The sequence below is a fragment of the Paenibacillus sp. FSL M8-0228 genome (genome assembly GCF_038007385.1).
Classification (GTDB): domain Bacteria; phylum Bacillota; class Bacilli; order Paenibacillales; family Paenibacillaceae; genus Paenibacillus; species Paenibacillus polymyxa_D.
Genome location: NZ_JBBOXA010000001.1, coordinates 1,600,213 through 1,613,308 on the forward strand (window position 1 = coordinate 1,600,213; position 13,096 = coordinate 1,613,308).

Consider the following 13,096-nt stretch of genomic DNA (forward strand, 5'->3'; position numbering starts at 1 on the left):
GCTGTGAGCGATATTATAGTGCCGGCAATGGGAGAATCCATCACGGAGGGAACAATCTCCAAATGGCTTGTGAAGGAAGGGGATTCCGTAGGACAGGGAGATGTTCTGCTGGAGTTGGAAACCGATAAGGTCAATCTGGAAATTAGTGCGGAAGAAGCAGGTGTGGTGCAGAAAATCCTTCGTCAAGAGGGAGATACTGTGGTCATCGGTGAAGCTGTTGGTCTGATCGGAAGCGGCAGTGGTAGTGCGGATTCAACTGGTGCTGGAGAAGTTGCAGCGACTCAAGCGCCTGAAGCACCGTCCGTAGCGACTTCACCGTCTTCCGTAGGAGGCGGCGTTAAAGCAGAAGAAAAGTCTGCACCGCCTATTTCATTGAATAGCGACGGAAATGGGCAGACGGCATCACCATCTGCCCGGAAATTGGCGCGTGAGCGCGGGATTGATCTTGACCAGGTACAGGGAAAGGACCCGCTCGGACGTGTATTCCAGGAGGACGTAAAAACGCATAACAGCGCTGAAGTATCACGTGCAGCATCTATATCTGCGTCTCCCGCTACTAGCAAGCCTGCGCCTCCGTCTCCAGCTCAAACGGAGTACAGCAAGCCTGTGGAACGCCAGCGCATGTCTCGTCGCAGAGCGACGATCGCTAAGCGTCTTGTTGAAGCACAGCAGACAGCTGCCATGCTGACCACTTTTAATGAAGTGGATATGACCGCCATTCTCGATGTGCGTAAACGCCGTAAAGATAAGTTTAAGGAAAAACATGATGTAGGCTTGGGTTTTATGTCCTTCTTTACAAAGGCAGTGGTTGGTGCTCTCAAGCGCTTCCCTACCGTGAATGCTGAAATTAATGGCGATGATATCGTACTGAAAAAATACTATGATATTGGGATTGCTGTATCTGCCAAGGAAGGTTTGGTTGTGCCAGTTGTGCGGGATGCCGATCGTCTTGGCTTTGCTGAGATTGAGAAGAGCATTGCAGATTTGGCTGGCAAAGCACGCTCCAATTCGCTTTCTCTGGCCGACTTGCAAGGAGGAACTTTTACCATAACCAATGGAGGTATTTTCGGTTCCCTGCTGTCTACGCCAATTCTCAATACGCCGCAAGTGGGGATTTTAGGAATGCATAAAATCCAACTTCGCCCGATTGCCATCGACGAGGAACGAATGGAAAATCGTCCGATGATGTATATCGCGTTGTCCTACGATCACCGGATTATTGATGGTAGTGAGGCAGTTCGTTTCCTAGTAACGGTCAAAGAATTGCTGGAAGATCCGGAATCATTGTTACTAGAAGGATAAAATAAATGGGGTAAGTGTATCTCCTCTTTACGTGTATGACAAAAGCAGACTCTTGCGAGTCTGCTCAGGCTGTCGAGAAAGTCTCGACAGCCTATTTTATGTTAATTTTGTTTAAGACGACACCGCGTTAATGTTGTATAATATAGGTAACTATTGTAGAACGGATGGTGTTGATATGCTACGCTCCAACCGCGAAAAACAACAATCCTACGAATTTGTTTCCATCGAAGATCTGGTTCCTCAAGATCACTTGCTCCGCAAAGTAGATAAGTATATCGATTTTTCGTTTATCGATGATAAAGTTCGATCACTGTATTGTGCAGACAACGGGCGTCCTGCCATTGATCCTACCGTATTGTTTAAAATGATCTTTCTCGGTTATTTCTATGGCATTCGCTCAGAACGGCAACTCGAGCGAGAAATTCAGACGAACCTAGCTTATCGTTGGTTTCTGGGGTTGGGCTTAACGGATAAAGTTCCGGACCATACGACGATTAGCTGGAATCGTCGCACTCGCTTTAAAGACACCACGATCTTTCAAGATATCTTCGATGAAATTGTGCTGCAGGCGATCTCTCACCGAATGGTGGGTGGGCGTGTTCTCGTCACCGATTCCACACACGTCAAAGCCAATGCTAACAGGCACCAGTACACCAAAGAACAAGTGTTGCAGAATACTAAAGACTATATGGACGAGCTGAACGAAGCGGTGAAGGATGACCGGAGAAACCACGGAAAAAAGCCTTAAAATCCCGAGAGGAAGTGAACGAAGAAAAAGAAATTAAAGTGAGCAAAACAGACCCGGACAGCGGCTATATGATCCGTGATGGCAAGCCCGAAGGCTTCTTCTATCTGGACCACCGCACGGTGGATATGAAGTACAATCTGATTACGGACGTGCATGTGACACCGGGGAATGTACATGATTCTGTCCCCTATTTGTCCCGTTTGGATCGCCAAAGAGAACGTTTTGGTTTTCAAGTAGAAGCTGTTGCACTAGATTCAGGTTATTTAACAACGCCGATTTGCCGAGGTTTGCAGAACCGAAAGATTTTTGCCGTGATTGCTCACCGAAGATTCCATCCCAGACAAGGACTGTTTCCGAAATGGAAGTTTGAATACGATGCCAAACGCAATGCGTATAGATGCCCAGCCCAACAGGAACTGCCCTACCGAACGACGGACCGTAAGGGATACCGGCAGTATGCCTCTGACCCAGCTCAGTGCCAGCATTGCCCACTGCTAAGTCAGTGTACCCAGTCTCGAAACCACCGCAAAGTGGTGACTCGGCATGTCTGGGAAGACAGCAAAGAGTGGGTACGGAGCAACCGGCTGAGCCCATCTGGTAAAAAGCTGTACCGCAAACGAAAAGAGACGATTGAGCGAAGCTTCGCGGATGCCAAAGAGCTCCATGGGTTTCGCTATTGCCGTTTGCGCGGTCTTCCAAACGTCAGGGAACAAGCCCTTATGACGGCAGCCGTGCAGAACATGAAGAAGATGGCGATCCACCTAGATCGCCTGGAGAAACAGGGGTAACCCCCCCTGCTTCTCCAGAGACCAGAGCATTATGATGTAAAAAAGAAACCCACGTCTCAAAATGACGGGGTTTCTCGACAATCTGAGCAGACTCTTGCGAGTCTGCTTTTTTTCCTGCATAGTTAACACATAAGGCTACAGACATTACTGTCAGTAGATGTAGAGAAGGGCGGGAACTGTTTTGGACAAAGACTTGCGCTATCCGATAGGATCATTCGTTGTTCCAGACACCATTACAGAAGAACAGCTTATCGCATGGATTCACGACATTGCTGAATTGCCTGCACAGCTGCGTCTGGCGGTCGAAGGACTGAATGAGCAGCAGCTAAATACGCCTTATCGTGAAGGGGGCTGGACGATTCGGCAGGTAGTTCATCATGTGGCAGACAGCCATATGAACAGCTATATCCGTTTTAAGCTGGCGCTGACGGAGGATACACCGACGATCAAGCCATATGATGAGGGACGTTGGGCTGAAATACCAGATGCCAGGGAGCTTCCACTGGAGCCCTCGTTGCAATTGCTGGAAGGGCTGCATGAACGGTGGGTGACCGTGTTGCGATCGTTGGGAGAGGATCAGCTACACCGATCGTTTATTCATCCTGAATCGGGCCAGACTATCCGTCTGGAACGAAACATCGGCATCTATGCTTGGCATGGCAAACATCACACAGCTCATATTACTTCCCTGAGAGAACGAAATGCATGGTGATTTTTAAAACTATACCCAAATGAAATATAAAGGAATAAGAAAAGAAACCTTCAATCCCACTTTAATCGTGGTTTTAAAGGTTTCTTTTCTTATTTCCTCACAATGCTGATGACTTGGGCGAGGTTGATTGTTCAGGTTCATCGGAGGCTCCAGACAATGTGGAAACAGAGGTCACCTCTGTATTAACATGACGGTCGAGCCAGTCTACGATGTCACTCATCACCTCGTCGCGGTTTGTTTCATGAAGCATCTCATGGCGACCATCAGGATAGAGGCGATACTCTATGTCCTGAAGCTCCAGGCTTCGATACATTTCCACTAGTGACAACACGCCTTTACCGAACAAACCCACTGGATCACGATCCCCGGCAAAAATATAAACTGGCAGTTTGGGATTGATATGTTTCAGCGAGGAAGGCCAGTGGATTTCTTGCAATAGCCTGAAAAAATCCAGAAAAAAGCCTGTCGTGCAAATAGCTCCACATAATGGGTCGTGCACGAACTGATCTACTTCCTCAGGATCACGGGACAGCCAGTCGAACGCTGTGCGCACCGGACGAAAGGCACGATTAAAGCCTCCAAAGACCATAGCGTTGAGCAACATACTGCGATGATCCATTCCTTGCAGTTTGGCTTGCAGTAGAGCAACTTGCTCACCGAGTTTTAGAAGACCACGTCTTCCGTTGGTTCCCGATAAAATAAACCCATGATACGTCTGCCGATCGTCATACATAATTTTCTGGGTTAAAAAGGACCCCATGCTGTGACCCAGCAAAAAACGAGACTGATCAGGGAATTCCTTAGCCACAATTTCGCCTAGCTCCAGCATGCCATTTGCCATTCGATTAAACGCATTAGCTCCCGGCATACCCAGCTTATCAGGATCACCAGCCGTGCGCCCGTGACCGATATGATCGTTGGCATACACACCGTAACCGCAAGCAGTAAGCTTTTCGGCCAGTCGGATGTACCGATAGGACGTCTCGCACATACCATGCGAAATTTGAACAATCCCCTTAATGGGCAAATTCTGATCAGGCAGCCAGCGGTAGGCAAAAAGCTCTGTTCCGTCATTTTCAGCGATGGTGAAGGTGTATTCCCGCATAATTAGACATCACATCCTTTAAGCCTTAAGGAAGATAAGATCTAAGTACGGTCATTCCGTCATTCAGCGTGTAACCGCTCAGGTTAGCGGGCAACAGGAAGCAATCTCCAGCTTTACAGGAAAGAGACTCGGTATTATTGTTCCATGTTATGGTCCCACTGCCTTCACATATCACGAGAATGGTGAAGCTGTCTTCCGTTGTAGAAAGTGCCCAACTTCCATCTACGATACCCTTTTCCACAACAAAATACTCACAGGCTGCCAGCTGGAGCCATTTTCCAGGCTGTAAGCCGTCCGTTTTCATCGTTGTTGCGCCTGCACCTTCGTAGGAGGTTACATTGAGGGAATCCTCGATATGCAACTCACGAGGCTTGCCATCCAGTCCGGGGCGATTATAGTCATATAAGCGATAGGTAGTATCCGAATTTTGCTGGATTTCAGCAACGACAACGCCTGCACACAGTGCATGTACGGTTCCAGCGGGGATGAAGAATGTATCGCCTGCTTCGACTGGAACCTGACGCAAACTGCCGAGGATGTCCCCACTTTCAAGAGCTGTACGCAGACTCTCGCGGGTTACACCTTCGGTCAGACCATAAATAATCTTGGCATCCGGCTTGGCATCAAGCACGTACCACATTTCAGTTTTTCCTAATTCTCCGGCTGGAAGTCCTTTGTAATCATCTGTCGGATGTACCTGAACGGATAAGTCATCATTACAATCCAGTAGTTTGATCAAAAGTGGGAATCGTCCGCCTTTTTCCGATACACCCTTGGCCCCGAGCCAATCTTGCCCGTAGGTCTCGCGAATTTCATCCAGTCCTTTGCCTGCCAGCTCACCATTGATGACCGTTGTTGTTCCGTTTGGATGATCGGCAATCATCCATCCTTCCCCGATATGTCCTTCTGGTGGGGTTAGACCAAATTGCTCTAAGGCCCGTCCTCCCCAAACTCTCTCTTTGAACTCAGGTTGAAATTGCAGCGGGTATGGCTTTAGCATAATTTCTCTCCTCCATAATGAGTAAATGAGTGTGATCTAACAGAATAGGGAAATCAATAACGTGCCGATGGGCAATAAACTGGGATGAATAGCGCCCAAACGAGCTAAAAAAATGATATATGTAAGGCGGCTAAAAAAGCCGCTCATAACCTGAGTTTAAAATCCGACATTATTTCTTCTCAACTGCCACTACGTAAGGTGAAGCGGCTCGTTGTAATTGACGATAAATAATGCTTTGACCGCTGGAGACCGGGAGAGCAGAAGCCCATTGAAGAACGGCATCTGCTTCTTCACTTCCTCCAGCATGCCCTGGATAGAGTACGGCAGTCAGAATGCCGCGTGATCGCAGCAATTGCAAGGCAGCATCCAGTGCGACGAGCGTACTGTCCGTATGCGTGATGACCGTAGGATCGGCGCCTTCGGACGGCAAGTAGCCGAGGTTAAACATGACCGCAGCGACTTTGCCATGCAGCATGTCTGGAACAGCCTCCCGCATTTGCTCATGACCTTGTAGTAGTAGCGATACTTCCGCTAATGAAGGTGAAGCGTTTTCTTCCAGTCGACGACGGGCGCAATGCAGGGCTTCTTGTTGGATATCGAAGCCGTAGACACGACCCCGTTTGCCAGCGGCTTTTGCCAGAAATAACGTATCTGCTCCTGTGCCGACAGTAGCGTCTATAGCAGTATCGCCTGGCTGCACCCGCGTAGCCACCAATTGATGAGCGTAGCTCAGGACGGATAGGAATCCCATTTAAGGCTGCCTCCAGTATTTTCCCTGCCACGTTTCGCGTGACTTCAGTTCATGATCAATGGCATTGAGCACTTCCCATTTTTTAAGCGACCACATGGGTCCCACTAGCAAATCGCGCGGGGCATCTCCGGTTAACCGGTGAACGATCATTTCGGGAGGTAAAAACTCAAGCGTATCAACAATCAGCTTCACGTATTCGTCCTTTTCCAGAAAGCGTAGCAATCCCGCTTCATACTGCTTGACCATAGGCGTTTTGCGCATGAGATGCAGCAGGTGGATTTTGATGCCCTGCACATCCATAGCCGCTACTGCACGTCCCGTATCAAGCATCATTTCATGCGTCTCTTGGGGCAGACCATAAATAATGTGGGCGCACACGCGGATATTCCGCTTGCGCAACTTTTCCACCGCCTCCAGATAGCATTGAGTATCATGAGCGCGGTTAATCAGCTCTGAGGTCGATTCATGGACGGTTTGCAGACCCATTTCGACCCACAGGTACGTGCGTTCGTTTAGCTCGGCAAGGTAATCCACTACATCGTCAGGCAGGCAATCAGGACGTGTAGCGATGGACAGACCGACAACGCCGGGCTGCTCCAGAATTACCTCAAAGTATTCTCGCAGTTCCTCAACCGGGGCATACGTATTCGTGTAGGCTTGGAAATAGCCAATATATTTGGCGTTTGGCCATTTTAGATGCTGTCGATCCCGAATCGTATTAAACTGGGTGACCAGATCATCACGACGACGCCCGGCAAAATCACCCGATCCGCGTGCGCTACAAAAGGTGCAGCCCCCTTTAGCGATGGAGCCATCGCGATTCGGACAGGTAAAACCCGCATCTAGCATGACTTTGAACACTTTATTTTGAAATTGCTCACGCATTTCGTAATTCCAAGTGTGGAACCGTTTATCTCCCCACAGGAGAGGAGCAGGCAATAAATCTGTTTTCATGGGTGTACTCCTTTTTTTACGATCACCCTATTGTAACAAAAATTAGTCTTCATTGGGAATCATTTGACCGAACAAGTCAATAAAATGTGCGGATTTCATGGCGTTTCGGATTGAAAAAGGTTACACAATATGTTATATTGTAAGCGGTACCAGACATACAATAAAAGGACTGTTTTCGATCCTGAAGATAAAAGTTATCCGTTGCTAATGATTATTCTTCAGGGAGGCAGCTGTGCTGTTTCTATCGCCTGTTTTAGGGTAAGTGCACGTCGGTTCCATCACAAATAACCCGTGAGGTGATCTTTTATGAATGCGCAGGATAAGACGCGTATGGATAAAGTTACTGTTGAGTTAACCTTTGATGAGGCGTTGGCATTAACTGGTGTCCGTTTTGGGCAGGATCGTCAGATTGGAACGACCGCACGTCAAAAAATCAGAGCGGCTTGCCAAAAGACAATTGATTTTTCACCTGCTGATGGGGTAGACTATGAACAATTAAATTAGTTGGACCCCAATCCAAATATATTGAAAAAGGAATTTCATTTCCGTATCTTCAAGCGGGGGTGAAATTCCTTTTTCCTTGATAACAGAGTATATGGAGGAGTAACATGCGTTTACGCGGAAGAAAAGGAATACGGGAAAGTCTGGAAGAACAGCAGGACCTAGTCATCTTGGAGCCGGCACAGTATAAGGGGAAATGGCAACAGCTTTTTGGTAATGATCGTCCCATTCATGTAGAGTTCGGTATGGGTAAAGGGCAATTTATAAGCCAAATGAGCTTCCGGAATCCGGAGGTTAACTATATTGGCTTTGATATGTATGATGAGCTGGTTCGCCGTGCAACAGAAAAGTCCCGTCTGGCCTGGAGTAATTCAGAGGTTGATACGCCGCCTAATATTAAATTGGCACTGGCAAACATTGAACAGATCGAGAATGTTTTTGAACCAGGAGAAATTGAACGCATTTATCTGAATTTTAGTGATCCCTGGCCTAAAGCCAAGCATGCACGTCGTCGTTTGACGCATCCGCGTTTTTTGGACAAGTACCGTCAGCTTTTGAACAGTAAAGGACAAATTCATTTTAAGACTGATTCGGAGACACTATTTGAGTTTTCTTTGAATTCGTTTGCCGATAGCGGTTTACAAATGACGAATATTTCGTTAAACCTTCATCGTGAGGGGATCAACGAGGAGCATGTCATGACGGAATATGAACAAAAGTTCATGGGCAAGGGTATGAATATTCATCGAGTCGAGGTGCTGATCGGCCAAGATGCTTTGGAAGAGTACGGAAAAACACGCCTTGAAAAGTACGGGAAATAAAAAATAGATCAAATGGATAAAATAAGACAGGGTGCTTCCTTTTAGGAAAGCACCCTGTTCGGTTCCAGTATATCCAAAATACTCTGTGCGCTCTGAAGAGGATAATATCGCGCTACATTGTGGACGTGCTCCTGTCGTTTGCGGACGATTTCTGGAAAATCGTGTAGCAGTCGGTTCATCCATTTCACGACAACATCCAGCGAAGTAATCGGTTCTCCGTAGCCTTGAGCCGTAAAGTATTGACAATTTTCCTCCTCCTGTCCAGGGAGAGGTTTGTGAAACAGCATCGGAATCCCTTTAGCCAATCCCTCGGTGCATGTCATTCCGCCGGGTTTGGTGATGAGCAGATTCGATACCTCCATTAATTTGTCGATTTCCCGTGTAAATCCGAAGATATGAATATTTGGATGATTAAACCTGGGATCTAATTGCATTTTACGACGAATTTTATCATTATGCCCCAAACAAAAAATAAATTGAATGTTCTCTCTCCACTGAGTAAGCGAACGATGTATGACTTCGTCATTCATAAGGCCCCAGCCGCCACCCATAACGAGTACGGTCGGGATGGGTTTAAGTCCAAATTGTTCTCTAATTTCATCGTGCCCAGGATGTTCCCAAAAATTTGGATGAACGGGAATACCGGTCACCTGGATTTTCGAGACGGGTACTCCGCGTGCTCGCAGCTTACGCATGACTTCAGGCGTAGATACAAAGTACCGGTCAACCTCGGGACTAATCCATGTTCCATGTGCATCGTAGTCTGTAATAACAGTACAAAGCGGAACATGTAAACCTAAGCGCTTCAAACGTGAAATTACCGCGCTTGGGATGGGATGAGTACATACCACCAAATCGGGACGAAGCTGCCGGAGAATGTTTCGGGTCTGCGTGTAGAACAGACGGTGCAAAGCGAGCGTTGTAAGACGGTTTAATGATTTTTTGTACTGATGACGGTAAACCAATCCGACTAGGCGAGGCTGCGATACGACAGTCTTCTTGTATGCTGTAATAATAAGGGGGGCCATTCTTGGATTCAAAAAACTCCCCAGCTCCAGCACTCTTGTCTGCACATTCGGAGAAAGCTTCCGCAAACTGCTTGAGAGCGCGTAGGCAGCTTGAGTATGTCCGGCACCGAAACCTTCCGATAATAATAACACTCGTTTTTTAGCCACTCTCATTTCACCTGTTCCTGCTGGGATGTTCTCAATCATACCATATCGGCTTTAAGGCCAGAATGCAACCGTTCCTATTGCTGCAGACGTTCCGATCACCGCTCCTGCAAGTACATCCGTTGGGTAGTGGAGACCTAGATAAATCCGAGAAAAACCTACAATTGTCGCTACAGGCAACAGCAGCAGTGTTAGCATCGGTGACTGTAGCATAAAAGGCACGGTAGCTGAAAAAATAGCGGTCGTGTGCCCTGAGGGAAAAGAATGGTCCGACAAGGGGTTACGGAATGTATTTGTACCTGGTAGCGCTAAATACGGGCGAATCCGCGGGTACAGCTTTTTAACGATGGCTACGGGGATGTGACTGACCCCAAGAGCGATGGCTCCCTTCATACCGGAATCTTTCCACGGGTTCGGAGCGAGCCACCAAATAAGGAGTGTGGAGGCTATAGTAAAGGTAGCCCCGCCTAAATGTGTGAGATAATAAAGCCAGAAGTTCAAAAAACGGTTGTGTAAGCGTCCGTTGATCCATTTGAACAACTGCTGCTCCAGACTTACAAGTTTTACGACTAGACGTTGCATTTGGTTTCCTCCGGTTGCCGGTTCAGGTCAGTCGGCAAATATTTTGAGTCATTTTGACATAATCAGACCATAAGTAATTATTCTCTTGCTCTCATCATATTTTTAAACGCTGTTCATTTCAAGAATCACTAAAGATTCATAACTTACTTGGTTCAATTCTACACAAAAATGTTAATGGAATATAAGCTGTATTGTATAACTTTCTTTGCGTTCATCCGTCTAATAAGATAGAGTGTTGAGAAGTGGTTGCTAATTGGCCCACAAAAAGGAGGGACCAAAGAAATAAAAAGTTAGCAAATGGATGAAAATAAGACCTAAACGTCATGAATGAGAAGTCCAGCGCTGCATTCCCGGTTTAAACGGGAGTTTGTTGTGTTTTTTTGCTGCTGAGACCGGTTTAAGGGCTTTGACAAAAGATTGAAAACCAACGAAAATCGTAATGGCGTTCCTGTGTCAGCCAAAAGGGGGCTGCGCACAGCCAATGAAGAAAGCAAGGGTCGGGTCAAAAACTACAGAAAAGGCGCGAAAAGCGCCGCAACTTGCGCTACACAGATAGAAAACAAACAAACGCAAGATTTTAAGGGGTATAAAAAGGGGGTAACAAGAGATCATGTTAGACGCTATTTTTGTGACGCTCCAGGTCATACTGGCGGTGATCGCAGTCTATCAGTTTGCATTCTCCTTGTTCGGATTGGTTCGGAAGAAAAGGAAAGAGCACGCGGCTCCAGAAAAGTCATTTGCCATTTTAGTCGCTGCCCACAATGAAGAACAGGTTGTCGGAGCGTTGATGGAAAATTTGAAGCAACTTGATTATCCGAAGGAACTTTACGATGTGTTCGTAATCTGTGATAACTGCACAGATAAGACTGCGGACATCGTTCGCGCTCACGGCATGAATGCTTGTGAACGTACGAATCCGAATCTGCGTGGTAAAGGCTACGCTATTGAGTGGATGCTCAAGGAATTATGGGCTATGCCACGCCAATATGATGCCATTGTCATGTTTGATGCTGACAATTTGGCGCATACCAATTTTTTGAGTGAAATGAACAATGATCTGTGTACAGGTGCCCGTGTTATCCAGGGGTACATTGATACTAAGAATCCTGAGGATTCTTGGATTACAGCGGCATACGGGGTATCTTATTGGTACATCAACCGTTTGTGGCAGCTGTCACGTCACAATCTGAACATGGCTAATTTCCTCGGTGGTACAGGCATGTGCTTTGAAACAAATCTGCTTAAGGAAATGGGCTGGGGTGCGACAAGTCTCGTAGAGGATTTGGAATTCACCATGCGCTGCACGCAGTGCAACGTATATCCAAGATTTAATTACGATGCCAAGGTATATGATGAAAAGCCGTTGACGTTCAAAGCCTCGTCCAGACAGCGTCTGCGCTGGATGCAAGGTCATTTCACGGTCGCTCGTCGTTATTTCTTCCCGTTGCTGTGGCAAAGTATCAAGCATAGAAGCCTGATTAAATTCGATATGGCTCTTTATGGTCTGAACGTGTATATCGTACTGCTCACCTTCTTGATGACAGTAGCTATGTGGATAGATATCGCCTTCTTTGGTGGACCTAATATCGAGAACATCTATGTACAGTTACCAGCTTGGACCGGTGTTATAGCTATTGGTTTGAATGTTGCTACTTTTGTGCTCGCAATGATTTTGGAAAAGGTCACATTCAAAAAAGTATATCTGTACTTATTGCTGTTCCCGGTCTATGCGATATCGTGGTATCCAATTACGGTCTATGCGTTCTTCACACAAAACAACAAGCAATGGAGCCATACCCAGCATACGCGTGTCGTTCGCCTAGAAGAGGTTCAGAGCAAGCAAGGGTAATTAGACGGTGGAATAGGACTAGAGATCGGTGTCATCAATTTTTATTAAAGTGTTGACACCTCGATTGCACCGTGATAAGATATTTGAGTATGTTAATTGAAGAGTATGGATTAACAAGTAGAAGGTCCGACTTCTCACCTGCCCGGTATTGCCGGCTGGTCATGATCCAATGATTTGTGAATTGAACTTTCATGATGAATTGAGTATCAGACAGGGATGTCGGCTGTGTAGTCGTCATCCCTTTTTTGTGCTTAAACACAATACAACAATAACAGGTTCTGGAGGTGGAGGGTTATTAGTAAGGAACATATGATCAATGATGAGATTCGAGTGAGAGAAGTACGTCTAGTTGGTGCGAACGGTGAACAAATCGGGATTAAACCGACGCGTGAAGCTTTGCAAATGGCGATTGACGCAAACTTGGATCTCGTGAACGTGGCGCCTCAAGCGAAGCCGCCCGTGTGTCGGATTATGGATTACGGAAAATTCCGCTATGAGCAACAGAAGAAAGAAAAGGAAGCCCGTAAAAACCAGAAGATCGTTGACATCAAAGAGGTATGGTTCCGTTCCAACATCGAGGAGAATGACTACCAAACCAAGTTTCGCAATGTGGTGAAGTTCCTGAATGAAGGGGACAAGGTGAAATGCTCCGTTCGTTTCCGCGGTCGTGAAATTACCCATGCAAGTGTGGGTCAAAAAATTCTCGAACGTGTAAAATTGGAAGTTGCTGATCTTTGTACCGTGGAGCGCCAACCCAAGCTCGAAGGACGCAGCATGATTATGATATTGGCTCCAAAGAGTCAATGACAAA

General features: G+C 46.8%; 13 protein-coding genes. 7 read left to right on the forward strand and 6 right to left on the reverse strand.

The genetic code is table 11. The features are described from left to right. Positions 1–3 precede the first annotated feature (3 nt). From odhB to MKY98_RS07360, 3 genes are all read left to right on the forward strand, one after another. Positions 4–1,302, forward strand: a complete 1,299-nt coding sequence (gene odhB / locus MKY98_RS07350) for a 2-oxoglutarate dehydrogenase complex dihydrolipoyllysine-residue succinyltransferase (protein WP_069012075.1) — start codon at positions 4–6, stop codon at positions 1,300–1,302. Between the two features lie 175 nt (positions 1,303–1,477). Beyond that, positions 1,478–2,838 (forward strand): IS1182 family transposase gene (locus MKY98_RS07355; RefSeq protein ID WP_341011424.1). Its coding sequence is split into 2 segments (ribosomal slippage): positions 1,478–2,045 and positions 2,045–2,838, totalling 1,362 coding nucleotides; the frame shifts between segments, so codons are not numbered across the junction. A gap of 181 nt (positions 2,839–3,019) precedes the next feature. Continuing rightward, positions 3,020–3,550 (forward strand): YfiT family bacillithiol transferase, encoded by a 531-nt coding sequence (locus tag MKY98_RS07360; protein ID WP_029516462.1) that lies wholly within the window; start codon positions 3,020–3,022, stop codon positions 3,548–3,550. A 97-nt stretch (positions 3,551–3,647) separates the two neighbouring features. Here the strand turns inward: MKY98_RS07360 and MKY98_RS07365 are convergent, their stop codons facing one another. From MKY98_RS07365 to MKY98_RS07380, 4 genes are all read right to left on the reverse strand, one after another. Next, positions 3,648–4,655 (reverse strand): alpha/beta fold hydrolase, encoded by a 1,008-nt coding sequence (locus MKY98_RS07365; protein ID WP_069012854.1) that lies wholly within the window; start codon positions 4,653–4,655, stop codon positions 3,648–3,650. A 25-nt stretch (positions 4,656–4,680) separates the two neighbouring features. Then, on the reverse strand, positions 4,681–5,655 hold the full coding sequence (locus MKY98_RS07370) for a type I phosphomannose isomerase catalytic subunit (protein ID WP_069012853.1): 975 nt from the start codon (positions 5,653–5,655) through the stop codon (positions 4,681–4,683). Between the two features lie 169 nt (positions 5,656–5,824). Beyond that, a complete protein-coding gene (locus tag MKY98_RS07375) occupies positions 5,825–6,406 on the reverse strand; it encodes a class I SAM-dependent methyltransferase (RefSeq protein WP_069012852.1) in 582 nt (193 codons plus the stop codon). Next, the gene (locus MKY98_RS07380; protein ID WP_029516466.1) at positions 6,407–7,360 is read right to left on the reverse strand and encodes a TIGR01212 family radical SAM protein; all 954 of its coding nucleotides are present in this window, start codon (positions 7,358–7,360) and stop codon (positions 6,407–6,409) included. Positions 7,361–7,666: 306 nt separating this feature from the next. Here MKY98_RS07380 and MKY98_RS07385 point away from each other — a divergent pair, with 306 nt between their 5' ends. Together MKY98_RS07385 and trmB are read left to right on the forward strand one after the other, a co-directional pair. Beyond that, positions 7,667–7,864, forward strand: coding sequence for a hypothetical protein (locus MKY98_RS07385; RefSeq protein ID WP_013309373.1), 198 nt, complete (start codon positions 7,667–7,669; stop codon positions 7,862–7,864). A 104-nt stretch (positions 7,865–7,968) separates the two neighbouring features. After that, positions 7,969–8,682, forward strand: coding sequence for a tRNA (guanosine(46)-N7)-methyltransferase TrmB (gene trmB, locus MKY98_RS07390; protein WP_029516467.1), 714 nt, complete (start codon positions 7,969–7,971; stop codon positions 8,680–8,682). Between the two features lie 41 nt (positions 8,683–8,723). Here the strand turns inward: trmB and MKY98_RS07395 are convergent, their stop codons facing one another. Together MKY98_RS07395 and MKY98_RS07400 are read right to left on the reverse strand one after the other, a co-directional pair. Further along, entirely contained in the window at positions 8,724–9,857 is a 1,134-nt protein-coding gene (locus tag MKY98_RS07395) for an MGDG synthase family glycosyltransferase (protein ID WP_029516468.1), read from the reverse strand. 51 nt (positions 9,858–9,908) lie between these two features. Continuing rightward, the gene (locus MKY98_RS07400; protein WP_029516469.1) at positions 9,909–10,436 is read right to left on the reverse strand and encodes a phosphatase PAP2 family protein; all 528 of its coding nucleotides are present in this window, start codon (positions 10,434–10,436) and stop codon (positions 9,909–9,911) included. A 610-nt stretch (positions 10,437–11,046) separates the two neighbouring features. Between MKY98_RS07400 and MKY98_RS07405 the strand changes: the two genes are divergently transcribed. Then, complete coding sequence (locus MKY98_RS07405) at positions 11,047–12,285, forward strand: glycosyltransferase family 2 protein (protein ID WP_029516470.1); 1,239 nt, start codon at positions 11,047–11,049, stop codon at positions 12,283–12,285. Between the two features lie 309 nt (positions 12,286–12,594). Next, positions 12,595–13,092, forward strand: coding sequence for a translation initiation factor IF-3 (infC, locus tag MKY98_RS07410; protein WP_069012851.1), 498 nt, complete (start codon positions 12,595–12,597; stop codon positions 13,090–13,092). Positions 13,093–13,096 lie beyond the last annotated feature (4 nt).

Coding starts and splice junctions, on each gene's coding strand:
- MKY98_RS07365 (WP_069012854.1), bottom strand. CDS start 4,655: ATGCGGGAATACACCTTCACCATCGCTGAAAATGACGGAACAGAGCTT.
- MKY98_RS07370 (WP_069012853.1), bottom strand. CDS start 5,655: ATGCTAAAGCCATACCCGCTGCAATTTCAACCTGAGTTCAAAGAGAGA.
- MKY98_RS07375 (WP_069012852.1), bottom strand. CDS start 6,406: ATGGGATTCCTATCCGTCCTGAGCTACGCTCATCAATTGGTGGCTACG.
- MKY98_RS07380 (WP_029516466.1), bottom strand. CDS start 7,360: ATGAAAACAGATTTATTGCCTGCTCCTCTCCTGTGGGGAGATAAACGG.
- MKY98_RS07385 (WP_013309373.1), top strand. CDS start 7,667: ATGAATGCGCAGGATAAGACGCGTATGGATAAAGTTACTGTTGAGTTA.
- trmB (WP_029516467.1), top strand. CDS start 7,969: ATGCGTTTACGCGGAAGAAAAGGAATACGGGAAAGTCTGGAAGAACAG.
- MKY98_RS07400 (WP_029516469.1), bottom strand. CDS start 10,436: ATGCAACGTCTAGTCGTAAAACTTGTAAGTCTGGAGCAGCAGTTGTTC.
- MKY98_RS07405 (WP_029516470.1), top strand. CDS start 11,047: ATGTTAGACGCTATTTTTGTGACGCTCCAGGTCATACTGGCGGTGATC.
- infC (WP_069012851.1), top strand. CDS start 12,595: ATGATCAATGATGAGATTCGAGTGAGAGAAGTACGTCTAGTTGGTGCG.